Origin of the sequence: Pseudomonas abyssi, from assembly GCF_003444685.1 — a bacterium.
Classification (GTDB): Bacteria; Pseudomonadota; Gammaproteobacteria; order Pseudomonadales; family Pseudomonadaceae; genus Halopseudomonas; species Halopseudomonas abyssi.
In genome coordinates this window covers 289962-310220 of record NZ_LMAZ01000004.1, presented here as the reverse complement: position 1 = coordinate 310220, position 20259 = coordinate 289962, and the positions used below count along the sequence as shown (strand labels likewise).

The window sequence follows — 20259 nt, the reverse complement described above, 5'->3', positions numbered from 1 at the left end:
CGCGTTGCGAGTCGCCATGATGCCGCCGAGACAGTAGTGCCTGACAGGCCAACACACCTGCCTTGGGTCATCCTGACGAACCACTAAGCATTTCTTAGTCATTACCTAAAGCACCACCTTTCCCTGCGTCCGGCTGTCGTTACCGTGCTGATTTTTGCACTCAGCCCTTACACAAGAAAAACCTTATGTAAAAAAACACGGCATTTTTTTACATACAAGAATATGTGTGTATAAAACCCACCCTTTTTTTACATAGGCAGGCGCTAGCCCTTGAACAGCTGCACATAACGGTTGAAGAAGAAAATGCGGTTACGCTGGTATCCCGTTATCTCTTCCAGCACACCATCATCCACCATCTTGCGCAGTAACGATGATGCCGTCTGGTGCGAAACCTCCAGAATATCTGCCGCCTTTACCGCAGTGACCGCGGGTTTGCTGTACAGGTAACGCAACAGCCGCTGCATATTTTCTGCACGCGCACCATAGCGCAGTGCAATCGCATCAAGCTCCTGACGAAGGGCAAGAATACCCTCAAAGGTCGCCTTGCCCTTGCCTGCGGTCTCCACCACGGCAGACAGGAAGAACCGTATCCAGTGCGTCATATCATTGGAAATACGGACCTGCATCAGGGCATCGTAGTAGCTTGCTCTGTTTCTCTCGAAAAAATCGGAGAGGTACAGTGACGGCTTGCGCAGCAAGCCCTTGTTGACCAGGTACAGCGCAATGAGCAAGCGGCCGATTCGGCCATTGCCATCCAGAAACGGGTGAATGGTTTCAAACTGATAGTGGCTGATAGCAATGCGGATCAGCTCCGGCACATTGATCTGCTCGTTGTGCCAAAACAACTCCAGGTCGCCCATCAACGCCGGCACCTCGTCCGGATGCGGAGGGATAAAAGCCGCATCGGCCAGGCTACTGCCGCCAATCCAGTTTTGCGACAGCCGAAAGTCACCGGGCGTTTTGTGCTCGCCCCGCACGCCCTGCATCAAAATGGCATGGGTATGCTTCAGCAACCGGTTGGACAGCGGCAACCGCTGCAACTCGTCTACGGCTTCATTGATCGCCTGGATATAGTTCTGCACCTCTTGCCAGTCATCCCGCTTTTCCGGCGCCAGCTGGCTGCTATCAAGCACAGCCTCGTCCATCTCGGTCTGGGTGCCCTCAATCCGCGATGAGTTGTTGGCTTCCTTGGTGATGTGCATGTGAATAAACAGGTCAACATCAGGGACAATCAGCGTAAAGGCATCCAGCTCGGCCAATGCGCGAGAAGCCCGCTCCAGCAGGGTATTGATCTGCGGGTTTTCCCAGCTCCACTCACGGTTGACCGTGAGCGGACTGAAGCTCTTGTACTGGTACTGCTGCACCCAGGTGCCGGATTTGAATTCTTCAAACTTCATATTGGTGCGCTCCCTGCGCCGTGCGGTCACGATTCGTGTGCCATTTCCGTTATTTGCGGCGCACTCTGCTCTGTAGCGGGTGGCTGCCAGCCGCGCACGTCGATTTTGCCGGTGACGGCGGCGGAGATGAGGGCGGAACGGCGTTCTCTTAACAGACCAACCGTACTTCTCACTTGCTCAATAAGCGAATCTAACTCTAAGTGGAACTCCTCAGCGAAAGCGGCAATCTGCAGTTGCTCCTCACATGGCGGCAAGGCCATCAAGCAATCGCCAACTTTCTCGGGTGAGGTGTGGAAAACTGTAGCGCCGCTTGCGGTTAGCTTTACCTGCTCTCTCATCACCTCAGAGTTGATGCCGAGCCATAAGTAATTGGCCTTAACTCTAGGCGTGATGACCACTTTGGCAATTCGCTGATTAAGCAGGGCATCATCCCGTCCAACAAAAGCGGCACGACCTAAAATCAGCTTCTTGTACGAAAGGTCAGTCAGAACCATTACTAGATCGCCGACCTCGAGTTCAAATTGAGACTGCCATTCACCACTATATTGAACAGTGGTCTTCTCACTAAAATACAGCCTACCGACCTCATCAAAACTACCGGGAGTGATGAGGACTTTTTCGCCATCACCATCTTTATGAAAAAACTCACTTTTAAAGGCGTAGCCGCTGACTAACCTGAAGACGAACTTGCCTCTTATAATATCCCAATGTGCTGGCACCTCGCCCAGCCACTCGACGCCGGAGTCCTTCATCGGCACCGTCGGGTCGAGGCCTTTGGTGACGGCGTGGGAGATGACGGCCTGGCGCTTTTCCTTGAGCAGTTCGATCAGGCGCTGCTGCTCTTCAATCAGCGCGTCGATGCGGGCGGTTTCGTGGTCGAGGAAACGGGCAATTTGAGTTTGTTCTGCAAGCTCTCGCGGCAGAGCAATCGCAATATTTGCAACCTGCTCAGCGGAAACGGCTTCAAAAGTACTTCCTGTTGAAATTGAATCAAGGAACGACTGGGACGATGATAAGAACCACCAGAGAAACTCTTTAGAATTTCCCCAGACTGCTTTCATTGCGCACAAGCCACGACCAATTCCGTAGCTTTGATCTGCTTCATTAAGAGCTCCGACCGGAGCTCTTACAGAAAACAATAAATCACCAGCATCAGCAGTTTTTCTGGCAACTGGGCAATACTGTCTGGGCGTTGGATATTTAGCTCCAAACTCCCCATTCCCCTGAAGAAAGGGAAGACCGATACCATCAGTATTGCAGTCATCTGAGTTCGGGGACTGCCCCATATTGATTGCAGCAACATGCTTGACGCTAGATTTAATCCAATGACCAGGGACTTCCCCCAACCACTCCACCCCAGAATCCTTATAGGCCGGGTACGGTTTGAACCCATTCACGCCGACAGCCCCTCGATCATCTGCTTGATGCGGTCAGTACAGGCCTTCAGGTCGCGGTCGATGGCTTCCAACGGGCGCGGTGGCTGGAACACATAGAAGTGGCGGTTAAACGGAATCTCGAAGCCAACCACGCCGACTTCACCGTCCTGCGTATCCGTCTTACTCTCGTCGATCCAGGCATCCGGCACATGGGGTTTCACTTCACGCTCGAAGTAGTCGTATACCGATTCGCCCAGCGGCACGTTCTCGTTATCGCGCAGGCCGGTGTCCGGCTCAGGTTTGCCCTTGGTGGTGCAGATATCCGCCTCGGGGTCCCGCTCGCTCAGAGCATTGAGGATGGCTTTCAGCTCGGGCGTGCTGGGCGATACATTGTGAGCGCCGAGGGTCTTCTTCAGCAGTTTGCTGAACTGCTCGCGGTTGCGGTGCAGCACGCTGGCGTCCATGGCTTGCAGGGCGGTAACCAGTTGCTGCTGTGCCGCCGCGTCCATTTTCTGAATGGCCTTTTCTTCCAGCACCTTTTCAATACGCTCGGCGTTAACCTGAAAGTTCAGACGTAGCGGGCGTTCGACAGTGATGCGCCGGTAGCCAAAGGCTTCGACCGGGAAGATCTTGCTCTGCGCGGTCTCTTCAAAGCGGCCATACAGGCGAACCAGATCACTGATCTGCTCGTCGGTAATGTACTGGCGCTTGCTGCCGAGAGATTTGCGCATCTTGGCAAAGTGCTGGCTGCCGTCGATCAACTGCACCTTGCCCTGGCGCTTGGCGGCCTTGTGATTGCTCAGCACCCACACATAGGTGGCGATGCCGGTGTTGTAGAACATGTCGGTGGGCAGGGCGATGATGGCCTCGACCAGATCGTTCTGCAGCAGGTAGCGGCGAATCTCCGACTCGCCCGAACCGGCGCCGCCGGTAAACAGCGGCGAGCCGTTGAGGATGATGCCGATGCGCGAGCCGGTCGCTCCCGGCGTCCTGCCTCCCGCGACACTGGCACGTCCCTGTGCGGCGCCTTCACGCGGGTCACGCATCTTGCTGACCAGGTGCAGCAGGAACAGCAGCGAGCCATCGGAGACGCGCGGCAGGCCCGGGCCAAAGCGTCCATCGAAGCCTTTTGCTTCGTGCTCGGCGAGGATCTGCTTCTGTACCTTCTTCCACTCCACGCCAAACGGCGGGTTACTGAGCATAAAGTCAAAACGGTGCTCGGGGCCGGCCAGTTGGTCGTTGGACAGGGTATTGCCCAGCTTGATGTTAGCGACCTGTTGGCCCTTGATCAGCATGTCGGCCTTGCAGATAGCGTAGGACTCGGGGTTCAGCTCCTGGCCGTGCAGCGACACGGTAACGCCCTGGCTGATGGACTGGATGTACTCATCGCCCTCGGAGAGAAACCCGCCGGTGCCGGCAGTCGGGTCATAGATGGTAACGATGCTGTTGGGCTTGAGCTTATCGTCCTGCCCGGTAATCACCAGCGAGGTGGTCAGGTGCACTATATCGCGCGGGGTGAAGTGTTCCCCGGCGGTTTCGTTGGAGCTTTCCGCGAACTTGCGGATCAGCTCTTCAAAGATGATGCCCATGCCGAAGTTGCTTATGCGCTCGGGGCTCAGGTCAACCGCAGCAAAGCGCTGCACCACCTGATAGACCAGGTTGGCGTTTTCGAGCTGCTGCACGAAGTCTTCAAAGTGAAAGTGCTCGAAGATCTCGCGGGCATCCTTGCTGAAGGCCTGCACATAGCTCATCAGATCAAAGGCGGTCTGGGTGTCCGACAGGGTGCCGAGCGTCAGCTCGGACGCATTGAAAAACTGCAGATCACCGGCGGCACGTAGCAAAAGCATTTCACGCACGGTGTCGGGTCGCCCCTGTTGGGCGAAAGACTCGCTGACGACCTTATCCTTTGTGGGCTCCAGCACACACTCCATCCGCCGCAGCAGCGTAAAAGGCAGGATGATGCGGCCATACTGGGACTGCTTGAAATCACCGCGTAGCAGGTCGGCAATCGACCATAGAAAAGCGGCCGTCTGGGAATGGTTTTCCGTGTTCACGCTACTGCTCCTTGGAATACGCGCAAACCCGCAGTGTACCCCATGCAAGCGCCGAAAATACCGCCGCGCTATTGGACAGCAACCCAAACAACCCAGCACCTCGCCGGCCAGGCAAGCCCCGGCTAAGAGCCAAAATAAGGTCCGCAAACAGATGCGCACAACGATTGGAGGAAAAGTTGGCGAGCGATGATGATTTAATGCGCAGGAAGCAACGACTAAGCAGTGCGTGCCAAAGCCTGCACGGCATAGGAGCGACGCGATAACCCGGGCTATCGTGTAGGCAGCGACGTTTCGCTGGCTGGTGGTGAAGGAGGACTGCGCAGAGCATAGCGAGGATGCCAGCCCGTCTCCTTACTCAACGGCCTGTTTGTACGCGTTTTTGTACGTACACAAGCACAAAAAAGGCCTGCGATTTCTCGCAGGCCTTCTATGTTGTGGTGCCGGCACCAAGAGTCGAACTCGGGACCTACTGATTACAAGTCAGTTGCTCTACCAGCTGAGCTATACCGGCGCGGGGTGCATTATATATCGCCAGATTCCTGTGTAAAGAGATCGGCGGCCGCTATGCGCGCTTTTTCGCTGTGGATTTTATCCCCTGCCAGACAAATCTCACTTGTGCATGACTTTTCTACCGACGCTTCACAAAGTGCTTGCAAGCCGTTGTTTTTACACACAGAGCACAACTGATCAACATTTAGCCTGCGCGCGCCAGCCCGCGCCAAATCTGGCTTTGGCAGGGTTACTCCAATGTCATCAACACAGTTATGCACAGAAGGCGTGGATAACCACAGGCCAGCACAAGCTGTGGATAACCCTGTGCGCAAGCGGTAGACAGGCTGGTGAGTAACTGTCAGTTGTTGTGTATAGACTGCATGGACCCATTGCACACGCCCTGTAGAGCCTTGAGCGCTCGTTCCACCCGGCGTTCAGACTTGATCAGGGCTTGCTGTCGCCAGCAACAGCAGGTTGCGTGGAGTCAGTTCCGTGTCGCAGAACTCGCCCAGGCTGACGCTGTAGCCGGCTTCCTGTAGATAAAGGGCGCGCTCGATCACCAGCCAAAGCTCCAGGGGGCGACGGAACAGCCCGGCCACCAGTTCCAGGTTGCGTACTTCGGCCAGCCGCTGCCAGCCGCGCTGCTCCAGTGCGTCCCAGCAGGGTGGTGCCGATAGCGCCAGCTGGTGATGCTGGGCAATGGCTTGGCAGAACTGCTGCAGGGTATCCGGCGCGGGGCCTGGCGGTTTCGAGGGAGTGGGCAGGTAGGCGTCTATCCCGCGGGCTTCGCGCTGCCAGAGGTCGCAGGCCAGCCGCCAGGCCATGGAGCGGTCGCGCTGACGCCGCTCACGGGCACCCGCAGTCACTGTCTGCTGTAGCGGTAGACCCAGCTCGTCGCGGCTGAGCTGCAGTCCGGCTTGTCTGCCGGCATTTGATAACGGTTGGTGCTGCGGCGCGCTGATGCGGTTGTAGCAACAGGGCGACAGCGCCAGCTGTGCACAACCGGCAGCCACTACCTGTTCGATCAGTTGCCGGTGCAGATCACCGCAGGCGTGCAGGGCCACCGCAGCGTCCTGGGGTTGCAGATGCGCTACAGGCAGCTGCATGACATCCGCCGTCAGATGCTGCACCGGCAGCTGCAGTTGCTGGCTGAGCTGCTGCCCGGCACCACACAGGGTGGCGTCCCACTCCAGGCAACATACCGGACATTGGCTGTGCCAGGCCAGCAGCCGGCCAAGGTGGCCCTTGCCCGCGCACCAGTCGACCCAACGCTGCGGCGGTGCAGGGATACGCGCAGAAGTGACGGCACTGAAGCGGGTAATCTGCTGCCACTTGCGCCCCGGAATATGCCGCTGCAGCGGCTCGGGTATCGGCTCCGCCAGCTCGCCGTGCCAGCGCGGCACACCGCACAGCTCGCGCGCCTGGGCGGCCAGCGCGCCAAAGGGCTCAGGGGCATCGGCCAGCAAGGCCGGCTGCAGCTGCGCCGCCTCGGCGTCGGCCAGACTGCGCTGACGCAACCAGCTGGCCAGCGCGGTCCAGTCCTGCTCCCAGGACAGCTGCAGGTGGGTAAACGGACGCTCACGCCACAGCGCCTGGTGGCGCTGCAGCCAATCAGTCAGCTGTTTGAACCGGGTGAGCAGCTCCACGCGTGGCGGTCAGCGTTGCTGCCGGCTGGCGTCGACCTTGAGCCAGCGCTCGACCAGCCGGAACAGCTGGGTGAACACCAGGGTGATGATCAGATACATGACACCAGCGACAAAGAAGAACAGCTCGTACTGGTAAGTACGCGAGTTGATGGTGCGAATCACCCCCATGATGTCCATCATGGTGATGGTGTACACCACGGCACTGGCCTTGAGCATGAGGATCACCTCGTTGCCGTAGGCCGGCAGGCCGATGCGGATGGCACGCGGCAGGATGATGTACTGCAGCGCCTGGCGCCGCGACATGCCCAACGCCCGAGCCGCTTCCACCTCGCCCGGCGGTACCGCCTGGATGGCGCCGCGCAGAATCTCGGCGATGTAGGCCGAGGTATGCATGGTCATGGTGATCAGTGCACACCAGTAGGGCTCGCGCAGATAGGGCCAGAGGAAGCTCTTGCGCACCACCTCGAACTGGGAAATGCCGTAGTACACGAGGAACAGCTGCAGCAGCAGCGGCGTACCACGGAAGAAAAAGATATAGCTGTACGGCAGCGCGCGCACATACCAATGCCGCGATGCCCGCGCCAGCCCCAATGGGATAGCGAAAAACAGGCCAATCAGTACCGCCAGCCCGACCAGTTGCAGGGTGACCAGGGTGCCGTCCCACAGCTGCGGCAGAAAGCGCTCGATAGTCGCCCAGCGTTCAGCCCAGGTCATAGCTCAGTCCTCACAAAACCACGGTTGGCGCGGCGCTCGAACCAGTGCAGCGCGCCCATGATAAAGACCGTGAGGAACAGGTAGATCAACGCGGCCAGCAGATAAAAGGTGAAGGGTTCCTTGGTGGCGTTGGCGGCGGTTTGCGCCTTGCGCATGATCTCTTCCAGGGTGATCAGCGACACCAGCGCAGTATCCTTGAGCATGATCAGATACAGGTTACCCAGCCCCGGCAATGCGACGCGCCACAACTGCGGCAAGGTAATGCGCCAGAAGATGCGCAGGTTGGACATGCCCAGCGCCTGCCCCGCTTCTTTCTGCCCCTTGGGGATGGCCAGCAACGCCCCCCGAAACACCTCCGTGGCATAAGCGCCAAAGCACAGTGCCAACGCGAAAGTACCAGCCACAAAGGGGCTGAGCGACAGCTGCGGATTACCGAACCAGGCGCCGATGGCATTCATGGCCGACACGGTGCCGAAGTACATCATCAGTACCCAGACCGTTTCGGGTACACCACGCACCACCGAGGTATAAAAGCCGCCCAGCAGGCGCGGCACGCGCTTGTCCGACACCTTGGCAGAGGCGCCAAGCAGGCCGAACAGCAGCCCCAGGGCCAGCGAGGCCAGGGACAAACGAATGGTCATCCAGGTCCCTTCAAGCAGGGCTGGAGCAAAACCGTGAAGATCAGGCATGAGGTTACATCCGAACCGGGCCCCGCAGGGCCCGGCTGGTTATCAGTAGATGCTGAAGGGGAAGTACTTGGCGTTGATGGTCTCGTAGGTACCGTTCTCAACGATGGTCTTGAGTGCCGTGTTCAGACGCTCGCGCAGCGGGTCGCCCTTGCGCACGGCAATACCGATCTGGTCATTGTCGAACACCGGCTCGCCCTTGAACTCGAAGTCCGCACCGGCATCGCTCTGCAGCCACTCGTACTGGACAAAGTTGTCAGCCAGCACGCCGTCAATGCGGCCTGCGCTCATGTCCAGGTAGGCGTTTTCCTGGGTGTCGTACAGACGAATATCCACGACATCACCCAGGTTGTCTTCCAGCCACTGACCGGCGATGGTCGCGCGCTGGGCACCGATGGTCTTGCCGTCGAGGCTGGCTTCGTCAGTCTGGAAGTCAGCGTCTTTGGGCGCCACAAACTGCAGCTTGTTGGTGTAGTAGGGCTCGGTGAAGTCAACGGCCTGCTTGCGCTCGTCGGTGATCGACATGGAGGCGACCAGGAAGTCGAACTTGTTGTTGTTCAGGGCCGGGATAATACCGTCCCAGTCGGAGGTCACGACGGTGCACTCCACCTGCATCTCGGCACACAGGGCCTTGGCGATATCCAGGTCAAAGCCAACCACTTCACCGCTGGCATCGATCTGGTTGAAGGGAGGATAAGCGCCCTCGGTACCAATGCGCAGGGTCTCGGCAACGGCAGGTGCACTCACGAACAACGCGGTGGCAGCCGCCAGCAACATCTTCTTGTACTGATTCATGGTACGACTCCTTACTTGTGGCTAGACATGAACTGTCGGCAGCGTTCGGAACCTGGGTTATCGAACACCTGATCCGGGGTGCCGATTTCTTCGACCTGCCCCTGATGCAGAAACACCACCTGACTGGACACCTGCCGGGCAAACCCCAATTCGTGGGTAACCAACAGCATAGTACGGCCCTCGTCAGCCAGTGTACGAATCACGCTGAGCACCTCCTGCACCATTTCCGGGTCCAGTGCCGAGGTTGGCTCATCAAACAGTATTACCCGCGGCTGCATCGCCAGCGTGCGCGCGATGGCGGCGCGCTGTTGCTGACCGCCGGACAACTGGGCAGGAAAGGCATGGCGCTTGTCGGCGATACCGACCTTGGCCAGAAAGGCTTCGGCCGCCTCGACCGCTTCGGCCTTGGACTGGCCGAGTACGCGGCGCGGCGCTTCGATGATGTTGTCGAGGATGCTCATGTGCGGCCAGAGGTTGAAACTCTGGAACACGAAGCCGACGCGGGCACGCAGCCGGTTGATCTGCCGATTGTCGGCGGCGACCAGTTCGCCCTGCCGGGCGCGCTTGAGCTTGAGCTCTTCGCCGGCCACCAGAATCTGGCCGTCATGGGGATTCTCCAGCAGGTTGATGCAACGCAGCAGCGTGCTTTTGCCGGACCCCGACGATCCCAGAATGGAAATAACATCGCCGTCGCGGGCGATCAAATCGACACCCTTGAGTACCTCAAGGTCGCCATAACGTTTGTGCAGGTTGCGCACTTCAAGAGCGGGTGAAGTCACGTATCAGTATCCACCAGGCTGTGTTGGCCATCAGGTATGAGGTGCCGCACTTGTGATGCGCCACCGTTAGACAAGTCCGTTTGTAGTCATCCGGTTGTCATGCTGATGGCAAACCTAGCACAGCTGCTAACCATGACCAAGCGCCTATCTTCGGTCACATTGAGCCTTTTATAGGCAAAAGGCTTGCCATCTTCATTGATCCCGCACCCGGAACGCCCGAAACAGAGCCATCAGGGCAAACCGTCAGCAGCGACGGTCACAACCCCATGAACCGAAACGGTGCAGCTTCGACAAAGTCTGCCGTCGCGTCGCCCGAATAGGTGTGGTCCTGGTCCTTGCCAAGATCAAGGCGGCGCACACTACCTGTCTCAGAAGAAAAGTCAACTCGCTTGAGATCAACCCAGAAGGTGTTGGGGGTCAGCGCCGACTCAAAAAAGTACAGCAGACGCTGGTGATCAGCGACGGTACGCCAACGCGTGGAAGAGATATTCGGCTCGCTCGGGGTGGTGATGCCGTAGGGCACCGAGACATTGCGGATAACGCTGAACACACTGGCGACGGCGCGGTTGGCATCCTCGCTCTTGGGTATCGCGTTGACATAGAAGGAGGCTCTGGCAAAGCGGTCCGCCGCGCGATTGGTGCCCGGCAACATCACCGTGCCACCGATCTGACGCCAATAGGTATCCAGCGCCAGCTGCTGATCAAATACCGGCGAATTGGTCATTACCTGATACTCGCGCGAGTGATGAATCACCTGTTCGCCGTCAATGTACTCGACAATGGCACTGTCGCCACTGGCATCGGACAGCGACAGATGCAGGGTCGCCATCCGGTCTTCACCCGGCACCTTGTCGGTAACCAGCAAGAAGGGCTCTTCACGCAGGGCGGTTACCGCTTCATCAACCGAGGCAAAATTATCCAGCACATACTGCGCCCAGGCTGAAATGGCCAGTCCGGGGCGGTCCGCCGAATACGCGGGATAGTCGGACTCCACCAACCACAGCACATTGGCGACCAGGCCCGCCTCATTCATGCCGTCGGTGGTCGAGATGTCATAGCCGCTGGCGATCACGCTGCCGTATTGGGACGTCCACTCGATCGAGTTGGGCCCCGCCTCGCCATTGCGCTGCATGCCGCGCGGAAAAACCCACAGGTGGGTATCAATGTCGTTACGCCAATCCATCGAGCGCGCGGTAACAACCTGTTCTCCCGCCCCCAGATACACCAGTCGCGTGCAGGCATCGGCCTGCTGCACGCCCAACCCTGACGCGACCAGCACGCTCCCTAAAAACGCCTGTAAAACCTTGCGCATCGCTACCTCCATCTGCCCTAGAACACCATTGACATGCCGAATACCGGGCCGTACTCACGTACATCCCAGACAAACCGGTTGCCGGTAAAGTCGTCCGTTGAGAAATCCTCGGCAAGTACCCGATAACCGGCACGCCAGAGTACGGGATGGCTCCAGAGCTGGCTGCGGTAGCCAACCTGAACCTGGCCGTTGAAAGCAAAGTCCGAACCCACACCGAAGCCACCAATATCCGCTTCGGTTGACAGGTTCCAGCGCGGGTCAAGGTCGTAACTCAGGCGCGCGCCAACAAAGGGGTCCCACCAGGTCGCCGAGCGGTCTTGGTTGACCCCGAGGGCCTTGGCGTCAGCGCGCAGGGACCGCCAGCGCACACCGACAGTCGGCGCCACGGTAAACAGGCGCGGCTGGCCGTGCAGCGTATCGCCGCCCAAGGGCTGGGTAACAACCCGATAAAAAGCGCCCAGCGACGCGGTGCGCATGCTGACCGTCAGCTCTGCCTTGCCGCCCGAGACCTGCTGATCCTGGGTGGTATCGATATATTGCAGATCCAGATAGCCGCCCCAGAGGCCGTTGCTCAGCTCAACGGTCCCCATGGCGGCCAGATCCAGATGCTCCCAGGTCTCCGAAAAGGGAATATCAACCGGGCTGCTGTAGCCGGCCAGGCGGGTATCGCCGTCCAGGGCTGCCGTCCAGACATAGGGGCTGACGGTCCACTGCCAGCTGTCCGCTGCCGCGTGCTGGGCGGCCATCGCGTCTGCGGCGACCAAGGCGGCAGCGGCACCTAAGCAGGCCTTGCCAGGGGAAATACGCTGCAGGCACATGACGAGTCCTTTACTACCGAATGGTAAAAAAAGGCTAGCACAGGATTGTCAGACAAACCTCAGGCGGCACATGCGCCCTCAGAAAGGTGCCAGGAGGCAAATCGCAGGCAAAAAAAAGCTCGCCATAAGCGAGCTTTTTAAAAGATGGTGCCCGGGGACGGAATCGAACCGCCGACACGGGGATTTTCAATCCCCTGCTCTACCAACTGAGCTACCCGGGCAACGTGGGCGCCATTAAATAGATTGCGCCTCGACCTGTCAAGCCATCGGCATAATATTTTCCACTTTTTCAGCCGCTTACCGACACATCACTCGCTGGGCGGGACGTAGCCGTCGGCCTGGGCGTATTCCTCACCGGCGAGAAACTTGTCCATTTCCTGCTGAATGAAACGCCGATCCTCGGGATCCATCATGTTCAGCCGACGCTCGTTGATCAGCATGGTCTGGTGCTTCTGCCACTCATCCCAAGCCTTGCGCGAGACTTCGTTGAAAACTTCCTGCCCTTTGGGACCCGGATACGGCGGGCGATCCAGGCCTGGCAGTTCCTGCTTGTACTTGCGACACATCACCATGCGCGTCATTGGCTTACTCCTCCAGGGCCGCCTGCAGCAGCGGCTCGATCCGGCCCAGCAGCTTCTTGACCGGCGCCGCCAGACCCAGTGGTTCAGGTTGCCGCAGGTTATACCAGACCTGTCCGCTTTCAGCCACGCCAGCGGGGCCGGAGACGGTCAGCAACAGCGGCTGAATATCCAGGTGGAAGTGGCTGAAGGTGTGCCGCAGTGGCGTCATGTCCTGACGTTGGTGGACAGTCAGTTGCAACTGCTCCAGCAACGCCGCCAACTGAGTGTCGTCATCCAACTGGGGCGGACACCAGAGCCCGCCCCAGAGCCCGCTGGAGGGGCGGCGCTGCAACCATACGCTGCCATCGCCGTTGATCAGCAAGGGCATGACGCAGCTGCGCACCGGCAGCGTCTTGCGTGGTTTGGAAAAAGGGAAACGGGTTGGCTCGCCGAGCACCCTGGCCGCACAGTGGTCACCCAGGGGGCACAGCAGGCAGGAGGGCTTGCTGCGCGTGCACAGGGTCGCGCCCAGATCCATCATCGCCTGCGTGTAATGGGCCACCCGATGCTGCGGAGTGAGTCGTTCGGCCAACTGCCACAGCCGGTCGTGCACCGGCTTCTCGCCCGGCCAGCCTTCGACCGCAGCAAAGCGCGCCAGTACCCGCTTGACGTTGCCATCGAGAATCGGCGCACGAATCCCCATGCTCAACGAGGCAACGGCACCGGCCGTCGAGCGACCGATCCCCGGCAACTCGCAGAGCCCTTCGACACTGCGCGGAAACACGCCGCCGTGCTGACTGACCACCTGCTGGGCGGCCTTGTGCAGATTGCGCGCCCGGCTGTAGTAGCCAAGCCCGGTCCACAGGTGCAGCACCTGATCCTCATCGGCCGCTGCCAGCGCCTCAACGCTCGGCAATTGCTCCATAAAGCGCAGATAGTAGGGGATGACCGTCGCCACCTGCGTCTGCTGCAGCATGATCTCCGACACCCAGACGCGGTAGGGTGTCATGTCCTGCTGCCAGGGCAGATCGTGTCGCCCATGCTCGTCATACCAATCCAGCACGCGCTGGGCGAAAACCTCGGGTGTCACCGTGAAAACAGCCCCTTGATGGCGTCACGCAGCTCCGGTGCCTTGTCGCCAAGCGAATCGTCAATGCGCTCTTCCAGTTTGCGCTGTACCTCATTACCCACCAGCCTGGCAGCAATCTTGCCGACCTCTTCGGTATCGACACCACAGCTGCTGCCGGCATTGTGCAGATAACCCTGGCAGCGAATCGGCCATTCGATATCGGCGTAGCGCTCATTGATCTGGCAGGCCTCATCCGGCATCTCGCTGCGGTCACCCTTGAGCAGCAGGCCGACACGGTAATCCAGGCGCTGCTCAGGCAGATTGATTTCGCCTCGCCCCTTGCCAGCCAGCCCCGGCAGGTCAACCACCAGATTCGAATTGCTGACCACGCCATTGCGAATGGTAAAGCTGCCGTCGAGCTGCTCGAACGGCGTATTGTCGCTGCCGTGCTCGCTACTCAACGATTTGCGATTGGCCAGCGCGATAGCGCGGCAGACCTGCTGTTCCAGGTTGACCCCAAGCAACGCGCCATCCTCCACTTTAAAGGAGGCGCCACCGTTCAGGCTGCCCATCCAGCGGCGCAGGCTATTGCCGCCAGCGGTGACATCCAGATTCATGTCCAGCAGACCGCGCACCTGCTGCGGTATGTCGTAAGCCTGCTGCGCCGCGGCTGAGTCAATCTTCTGCAACTGAGCCTTGAGGGCGCTGCTGACCGGCGTCTTGCGGGTGTCGATGCTGCCACTGGCAGCGAAGGTGCCACCGAAGATACCCCCGTCCAGTTGCGTCAGACGGACTACGCCATCACGCGCCTTGACTGCCAGATTGAAGGGCTTGATGTCCTGCCCGGTCAACGTGACCTGCTGCAGCGCCAGCTTGCCGTCGACATCCAGCCGCGCAAGGGCTTCCAGCGGCAAAATGGCATCGTCACTCCAGGGCTCCGGCGCGGACTGCGAACGGCTGCCGCCGGAACCGGCGCTGCCACTGCTGCCCTCACCTTCTGCGCTGGGCGGCAGGTAGTTGTCGAGGTTCAGGGTGTCGCCTGCCAGATCAAAGCGCAGCGCCTGGCGCTCGAAATCCGCCAGCCCGAGAGAGCCCTGCAGGGCAAAGCCGTCCAGGGCCAACTGCAGATCATTCAGCATCAGGCTGCTCGCACCGCCCTCGAGGTTGGCCGACAACGCAACGCTGGACAGGGCCCCCGGATCGGCCATGTCCGGCAATGTCTGACCAATATCACGCAGCAGGTCGCGGGCATCAAAGGCGGCCACGTCGAGGCGGCCCGCCAGTTGCGGCTCTGTGTCCAGCTGGCTGAGTTTGAGTTGACCGGTGGCACGCATATCAGCCAGCGACAGACGCAGCTGGGTCAGCTCGGCGACCTGTTCGGCCAGGTCGACCAGGCCATCGCCCTGGAGTTGCAGATTGACTGCACGACCAGAGAAGGGCTCGCCGCTGGCATCGACCTTCAGGTCGACGCCGCTGAGCAGGTAGCGCTGTTCGTCGGGCTGCAGGGTCGCCACGGTGTTCAGGTCCATACGCACCCGCATGGCCGGCTGGTCCAACGTCAGCAGGCCCAGGAATGAAACATCAAAGGGCTCGCCCGGGATCAGCGCGCCGGTGGTTAGGTTGGCTTCGTCCAGCGACAGGATCTGACCGCTCTGGCGGTCCTCGTAGTGCACGCTGGCGTTGGTGACCTGCACGCTCTCGATGGTGATATCGAAGGACGAGCCGGCGGTGTCCTCCGGTTGCTCGGCGCCGCTACCGGCATCGCCTTCTGCTGCGCCGGCGCTGTCCTGCGGGCCCACGGTCTCCCAGTTACCCACGCCCTGATCATTGCGCACCAGTTGCAGCTGGACGTCGTCCAGAATCACATCGCTCATGCGTACCTGCTGACGCAGCAGCGGCAGCACCTTGACGCCAAGGCCCAGGGTGCCGACCTTGGCCAGCGGCTGCGCCGGGTTGTCGACCGGCGCGACACCCACGTCTTTCAGCTCCATGCCCAACCAGGGAAACAGTGACCAACCAATGTCGCCATCCAGCGTCAGCTCAACGTTGCCCTGCTCGCGGGCAGCGGCGCGGATATCGTCCTTGTAGTCGTTGGGATCAAACAGGCGGGTCAGGAAGAACAGCGCGGCAATCAACAGCAGGGCTACCGCACCTACTACCAAGCCCAGCACCTTGGCGACGGATTTCATAATCACTCCTTGGTCAGCCCGGCCGGCGGCCGTCCGGCCCGGGGCAAAGATCATGGCACAGCGCGACGCAGAGGTCGCCTGCAAATGAGCCTACACCGCATCCAGTCGCGCTGCGACCAGCTCGGCCAGCGCCAGGCTGGCAGTCAGGCCCGGCGACTCGATGCCCAGCAGGGCAATCAAGCCGGGCACCCCGTGTACGCTCTGGTCTTGGATGACGAAATCCCGGGGCGGTTCCCCCGGACCAGACAGCTTGGGACGCACACCCGCATAGGCCGGCTGCAGACGCTGCGCGTCAACCTGCGGCCAATAGCGGCGGACGGCAGCGGCGAAGGCGTCACGCAGCCCGTCGTCGACCTGATAATCCAGCTGATCGAGGTAGCGCACATCCGGCCCGAAGCGCAGCTGGCCGCCCATATCCAAGGTCGCATGCACGCCGAGACCGGCGGCATTGGCCTCTGGCATCGGATAGACCAGATGAGAAAACGGCGAACGCCCGCTGTAGCTGAAATAGCGGCCCTGACATAGGTGCAGCGGCAAAATCTGCTGCGCGCCAGCCGCTGCCTGCAACTGCTGGGCGAACAGCCCGCCCGCGTTAACCACCTGCCGCGCGCGCAGACTGAACACCTCTCCGTTGCTGTGCCCGGTCAGCTCAAGGCCGCCGTGCGTCGGGTTAATGTGCTCAACCTGCGTGTGACACAGCAACTCACCATCCGCAGCCTGCAGCGCCGCCTCAAATGACTGCAACAGCGCATGGCTGTCGACAATCCCGGTCAATGGCGACAACAGACCAGCCACCGCCCGCACCTGCGGCTCTCGCGCCTGAACCTCGGCAGCGCTCAGCCAGATCAGCTCCACGCGATTGGCAGCGGCATTGGCCTGCAACCGCTGCAAGGCGGGTATCTCGTCTTCGTTCACCGCCACCAGCAGCTTGCCGAGCTGCTGGTGCGGCACCCTGTAGTCGCGGCACCAGGCGTACAACAGATCTCGCCCCTGACGGCACAGCTGTGCCTTGCGCGAACCCGGCGCGTAGTAGATACCCGCGTGGATCACCTCGCTGTTGCGGCTGGAGCAGTGCAGGCCCGGCGCCTCTTCCTGCTCCAGCACCAGCACGCTGCGCCCCGCCCGCGCCATGCGCTGGGCAATAGCCAGGCCTACTACGCCGGCGCCGATCACCACCAGGTCGACATCCACCACACATCTCTCCGCCGCTTGAATTGGCCCATTGTGCCGACCTATCACACCGATTGGCAGGGTGAATCCGCCACTGGTAGCCCTCGGCACGGGCAGGCACGTATAATGCACGCCTTTGAACGTATCCATCAGCGGAGACAGCCATGGCTGAACGCAAGGCCAGCGTCGCGCGCGACACGCTGGAAACCCAGGTCCAGGTCGCCATTAACCTCGACGGCACCGGCCAGGCCGATTTCGACATCGGCGTGCCTTTTCTTGAACACATGCTCGACCAGATTGCCCGTCACGGCCTGATCGACATGACCATCAAGGCCCGCGGCGACCTGCACATCGACGACCACCACACCGTCGAAGACGTCGGCATCACCCTTGGCCAGGCATTTGCCAAGGCCATCGGCGACAAGAAAGGCATCCGCCGCTACGGCCACGCCTACGTGCCGCTGGACGAAGCGCTGTCACGCGTAGTGATCGACTTCTCTGGCCGCCCCGGTCTGCAGATGCACGTGCCCTACACCCGCGCCAGCGTGGGCGGCTTTGACGTTGACCTGTTCATGGAATTTTTCCAGGGCTTCGTCAACCACGCCCAGGTCACCCTGCACATCGATAACCTGCGTGGCGTCAACACCCACCACCAGATCGAGACGGTGTTCAAGGCCTTTGGCCGCGCGCTGCGCATGGCGATTGAAGAAGATCCGCGCATGAGCGGCATCATGCCGTCGACCAAGGGTTGCCTGTAAACCATGAGCAGTCATGTAGCCGTCATCGACTATGGCATGGGCAACCTGCACTCGGTTGCCAAGGCGCTTGAACACGCTGGCGCCCGCCAGGTCGACGTGACCAGTGATCCGCAGATCATCCTCGCCGCCGACCGCGTGCTGCTGCCCGGCGTTGGCGCCATTCGCGACTGCGTCAGCGAACTGCGCCAGCTCGAACTGGACGGCGTCGTCCGTCAGGCTGCCAAGGAAAAGCCCCTGCTGGGCATCTGTGTCGGCATGCAGATGCTGCTGGAGCATAGCGAAGAGAACAATGGCGTTGACTGCCTTGGTCTGTTCCCGGGCAAGGTGCGTTTCTTTGGCAATGAGCTGAAAGAGGCCGACGGCACCCGCCTGAAGGTGCCGCACATGGGCTGGAACCAGGTCAAACAGGCTATCGACCACCCACTCTGGCACCGCATCGAGCAAGATGCCCGCTTCTACTTTGTGCACAGCTACTACGCCGCGCCGGACAAGAGCGGCCAGCTGGCCGGACGCTGCCACTACGGCGTCGACTTTGCCGCAGCGTTGGCACAGGACAACGTATTCGCCACCCAATTCCACCCCGAGAAAAGCCACACCAACGGCCTGCAGCTGTTGAGCAACTTTCTCGCTTGGGATGGGCGCTGGTAAACATCGAGCGACAAGCCACAAGCTGCAAGCCACAAGCCAGACCGCTTGAAGCTTGAAGCTTGAAGCTTGAAGCTCTTTTTCCAAAGGAAAAAGACATGCTGATCATCCCCGCTATCGACCTGAAAGACGGCGCCTGCGTTCGCCTGCGTCAGGGCCTGATGGAAGACGCCACCGTGTTCTCCGACGACCCGGTGGCCATGGCCGCCAAATGGGTCGACGCCGGCTGCCGACGCCTGCACCTGGTTGACCTGAACGGCGCCTTCGAGGGCAAGCCGGTCAACGGCGATGCCGTCACCGCGATTGCGCGCCGCTACCCCGACCTGCCGATCCAGATCGGCGGCGGCATTCGCTCGCTGGAAACCATCGAGGAATACGTCAAGGCAGGTGTCAGCTACGTCATCATCGGCACCAAGGCGGTCAAAGAGCCGGAGTTTGTCGGCGAAGCCTGCCGCGCCTTCCCGGGTAAGGTGATCGTCGGGCTGGACGCCAAAGACGGCTTTGTTGCCACCGACGGCTGGGCGGAAGTCAGCAGCATTCAGGTTGTCGATCTGGCCAAACGCTTTGAAGCCGACGGCGTCAGCGCCATCGTCTACACCGACATCGCCAAAGACGGCATGATGCAGGGCTGCAACGTCGAAGCCACCGCCGCGCTGGCCAACGCCACCTCGATCCCGGTGATCGCCTCCGGCGGCATTCACCACATCGGCGACATCCAGACCCTGCTCGACGCCCGCGCCCCCGGCATCATCGGCGCCATCACGGGCCGCGCGATCTACGAAGGCACGCTGGATGTGGCGCAAGCGCAGGCGTTGTGTGACAACGCAGCCGCAAGCCGCAAGCCTTAAGCGGCAAGCTGTCCGCGCCGGTTTACTGATTTTGCTTGCAGCTTGAAGCTTGTCGCTTGCAGCTGCTTTCGGAGAAAGCCCATGCCCCTGGCCAAACGCATCATCCCCTGCCTCGACGTCGATAATGGTCGCGTGGTCAAGGGCGTCAAGTTCGAGAACATCCGCGACGCCGGTGACCCGGTGGAAATCGCTCGTCGTTACAACGAGCAGGGCGCGGACGAGATTACCTTCCTCGACATCACCGCCAGCCATCAGGAACGCGACACCACGCTGCACACGGTCGAGCGCATGGCCAGCCAGGTGTTCATCCCGCTGACCGTCGGCGGCGGCGTGCGTAACGTGCAGGATATTCGCAACCTGCTCAACGCCGGCGCAGACAAGGTCTCGATCAACACCGCAGCGGTGTTCAATCCAGAGTTTGTCGGCGAAGCCGCTGATCGCTTTGGCTCGCAGTGCATTGTTGTGGCAATCGATGCCAAGCGCGTCTCGGGCCCGAATGAGCCGGGCCGCTGGGAGATTTTCACCCACGGCGGGCGCAAGCCGACCGGGCTGGATGCGGTTGAGTGGTCGAAGAAGATGGAACAGCTGGGTGCTGGCGAAATTCTGCTGACCAGCATGGATCAGGACGGCGTGAAGAGCGGCTACGATTTGGGCGTAACCCGCGCCATAAGCGATGCCCTGCACATCCCGGTGATCGCCTCCGGCGGCGTCGGCAACCTGCAACACCTGGCCGACGGCGTACTGCAAGGCCGGGCAGACGCGGTACTGGCTGCCAGCATCTTCCACTTCGGTGAATACAGCATTGCCGACGCCAAGGCCTATATGGCCGAGCGCGGCATCGAGATGCGTCTCTAATATCCTTGGTGGCTCCCACGCTCTGCGTGAGGGCCGTCAGCAGCGGTGCAGCGCGCACGGACTGCCGTCCCGTTTACGCGGGCGAGTAGCGCAGGA

At 60.5% G+C, this 20259-nt stretch carries 18 protein-coding genes and 2 tRNA genes; 4 read left to right on the top strand and 16 right to left on the bottom strand.

Going from position 1 to position 20259, the window contains the following annotated elements; translation table 11 throughout:
• Positions 1-263 precede the first annotated feature (263 nt).
• The 16 genes from ASB58_RS14345 to ASB58_RS14270 all read right to left on the bottom strand — a co-directional run bounded on the left by ASB58_RS14345 (position 264) and on the right by ASB58_RS14270 (position 17081).
• Positions 264-1397, bottom strand: coding sequence for a Fic family protein (locus tag ASB58_RS14345; protein WP_118131343.1), 1134 nt, complete (start codon positions 1395-1397; stop codon positions 264-266).
• Between the two features lie 26 nt (positions 1398-1423).
• Positions 1424-2794, bottom strand: a complete 1371-nt coding sequence (locus ASB58_RS14340; protein ID WP_147336840.1) for a restriction endonuclease subunit S — start codon at positions 2792-2794, stop codon at positions 1424-1426.
• Positions 2791-4827, bottom strand: a complete 2037-nt coding sequence (locus ASB58_RS14335; RefSeq protein ID WP_118131341.1) for a type I restriction-modification system subunit M — start codon at positions 4825-4827, stop codon at positions 2791-2793. The genes ASB58_RS14340 and ASB58_RS14335 overlap by 4 nt, the downstream gene beginning before the upstream one ends.
• A 435-nt stretch (positions 4828-5262) precedes the next feature.
• Positions 5263-5338: transfer RNA gene (locus ASB58_RS14330), tRNA-Thr, on the bottom strand.
• A 415-nt stretch (positions 5339-5753) separates the two neighbouring features.
• Entirely contained in the window at positions 5754-6965 is a 1212-nt protein-coding gene (locus tag ASB58_RS14325) for a methyltransferase (RefSeq protein ID WP_118131340.1), read from the bottom strand.
• Between the two features lie 9 nt (positions 6966-6974).
• Positions 6975-7679, bottom strand: coding sequence for an ABC transporter permease (locus ASB58_RS14320; protein WP_118131339.1), 705 nt, complete (start codon positions 7677-7679; stop codon positions 6975-6977).
• The gene (locus tag ASB58_RS14315; protein WP_118131338.1) at positions 7676-8368 is read right to left on the bottom strand and encodes an ABC transporter permease; all 693 of its coding nucleotides are present in this window, start codon (positions 8366-8368) and stop codon (positions 7676-7678) included. The genes ASB58_RS14320 and ASB58_RS14315 overlap by 4 nt, the downstream gene beginning before the upstream one ends.
• A 42-nt stretch (positions 8369-8410) precedes the next feature.
• Complete coding sequence (locus tag ASB58_RS14310) at positions 8411-9160, bottom strand: ABC transporter substrate-binding protein (protein ID WP_118131337.1); 750 nt, start codon at positions 9158-9160, stop codon at positions 8411-8413.
• Positions 9161-9171: 11 nt separating this feature from the next.
• Positions 9172-9939: an ABC transporter ATP-binding protein gene (locus tag ASB58_RS14305; RefSeq protein WP_096004468.1), complete on the bottom strand. Its 768-nt coding sequence runs from the start codon at positions 9937-9939 to the stop codon at positions 9172-9174.
• 256 nt (positions 9940-10195) lie between these two features.
• Entirely contained in the window at positions 10196-11251 is a 1056-nt protein-coding gene (locus tag ASB58_RS14300; RefSeq protein WP_118131336.1) for a bile salt hydrolase, read from the bottom strand.
• Positions 11252-11268: 17 nt separating this feature from the next.
• Positions 11269-12069 carry a hypothetical protein gene (locus ASB58_RS14295; RefSeq protein ID WP_118131335.1) on the bottom strand — a complete coding sequence of 267 codons (801 nt, stop codon included), beginning with the start codon at positions 12067-12069 and terminating at the stop codon, positions 11269-11271.
• 145 nt (positions 12070-12214) lie between these two features.
• Positions 12215-12290 (bottom strand) — tRNA-Phe (locus ASB58_RS14290).
• 87 nt (positions 12291-12377) lie between these two features.
• Positions 12378-12650 (bottom strand): oxidative damage protection protein, encoded by a 273-nt coding sequence (locus ASB58_RS14285; protein WP_083728207.1) that lies wholly within the window; start codon positions 12648-12650, stop codon positions 12378-12380.
• 4 nt (positions 12651-12654) lie between these two features.
• Positions 12655-13719, bottom strand: coding sequence for an A/G-specific adenine glycosylase (gene mutY, locus ASB58_RS14280; RefSeq protein WP_118131334.1), 1065 nt, complete (start codon positions 13717-13719; stop codon positions 12655-12657).
• Entirely contained in the window at positions 13716-15887 is a 2172-nt protein-coding gene (locus ASB58_RS14275; RefSeq protein ID WP_181977943.1) for an AsmA family protein, read from the bottom strand. The genes mutY and ASB58_RS14275 overlap by 4 nt, the downstream gene beginning before the upstream one ends.
• Before the next feature lie 90 nt (positions 15888-15977).
• Positions 15978-17081 (bottom strand): NAD(P)/FAD-dependent oxidoreductase, encoded by a 1104-nt coding sequence (locus ASB58_RS14270; protein ID WP_118131332.1) that lies wholly within the window; start codon positions 17079-17081, stop codon positions 15978-15980.
• A gap of 140 nt (positions 17082-17221) precedes the next feature.
• On the opposite strand from ASB58_RS14270, the gene hisB reads away from it, so the two are divergent.
• From hisB to hisF, 4 genes are all read left to right on the top strand, one after another.
• Positions 17222-17815 carry an imidazoleglycerol-phosphate dehydratase HisB gene (hisB, locus tag ASB58_RS14265; protein WP_118131331.1) on the top strand — a complete coding sequence of 198 codons (594 nt, stop codon included), beginning with the start codon at positions 17222-17224 and terminating at the stop codon, positions 17813-17815.
• 3 nt (positions 17816-17818) lie between these two features.
• Positions 17819-18463, top strand: a complete 645-nt coding sequence (hisH, locus tag ASB58_RS14260; protein WP_118131330.1) for an imidazole glycerol phosphate synthase subunit HisH — start codon at positions 17819-17821, stop codon at positions 18461-18463.
• Positions 18464-18558: 95 nt separating this feature from the next.
• On the top strand, positions 18559-19308 hold the full coding sequence (gene hisA, locus ASB58_RS14255) for a 1-(5-phosphoribosyl)-5-[(5-phosphoribosylamino)methylideneamino]imidazole-4-carboxamide isomerase (protein ID WP_118131329.1): 750 nt from the start codon (positions 18559-18561) through the stop codon (positions 19306-19308).
• An 81-nt stretch (positions 19309-19389) separates the two neighbouring features.
• Entirely contained in the window at positions 19390-20163 is a 774-nt protein-coding gene (hisF, locus tag ASB58_RS14250; RefSeq protein WP_118131328.1) for an imidazole glycerol phosphate synthase subunit HisF, read from the top strand.
• Positions 20164-20259 lie beyond the last annotated feature (96 nt).

Excerpts from the sequence above, each read along its gene's own strand:
- ASB58_RS14345 (WP_118131343.1), bottom strand. The coding sequence starts at position 1,397 with ATGAAGTTTGAAGAATTCAAATCCGGCACCTGGGTGCAGCAGTACCAG.
- ASB58_RS14320 (WP_118131339.1), bottom strand. The coding sequence starts at position 7,679 with ATGACCTGGGCTGAACGCTGGGCGACTATCGAGCGCTTTCTGCCGCAG.
- ASB58_RS14315 (WP_118131338.1), bottom strand. The coding sequence starts at position 8,368 with ATGCCTGATCTTCACGGTTTTGCTCCAGCCCTGCTTGAAGGGACCTGG.
- ASB58_RS14310 (WP_118131337.1), bottom strand. The coding sequence starts at position 9,160 with ATGAATCAGTACAAGAAGATGTTGCTGGCGGCTGCCACCGCGTTGTTC.
- ASB58_RS14300 (WP_118131336.1), bottom strand. The coding sequence starts at position 11,251 with ATGCGCAAGGTTTTACAGGCGTTTTTAGGGAGCGTGCTGGTCGCGTCA.
- ASB58_RS14295 (WP_118131335.1), bottom strand. The coding sequence starts at position 12,069 with ATGTGCCTGCAGCGTATTTCCCCTGGCAAGGCCTGCTTAGGTGCCGCT.
- ASB58_RS14285 (WP_083728207.1), bottom strand. The coding sequence starts at position 12,650 with ATGACGCGCATGGTGATGTGTCGCAAGTACAAGCAGGAACTGCCAGGC.
- ASB58_RS14275 (WP_181977943.1), bottom strand. The coding sequence starts at position 15,887 with ATGAAATCCGTCGCCAAGGTGCTGGGCTTGGTAGTAGGTGCGGTAGCC.
- hisB (WP_118131331.1), top strand. The coding sequence starts at position 17,222 with ATGGCTGAACGCAAGGCCAGCGTCGCGCGCGACACGCTGGAAACCCAG.
- hisH (WP_118131330.1), top strand. The coding sequence starts at position 17,819 with ATGAGCAGTCATGTAGCCGTCATCGACTATGGCATGGGCAACCTGCAC.
- hisA (WP_118131329.1), top strand. The coding sequence starts at position 18,559 with ATGCTGATCATCCCCGCTATCGACCTGAAAGACGGCGCCTGCGTTCGC.
- hisF (WP_118131328.1), top strand. The coding sequence starts at position 19,390 with ATGCCCCTGGCCAAACGCATCATCCCCTGCCTCGACGTCGATAATGGT.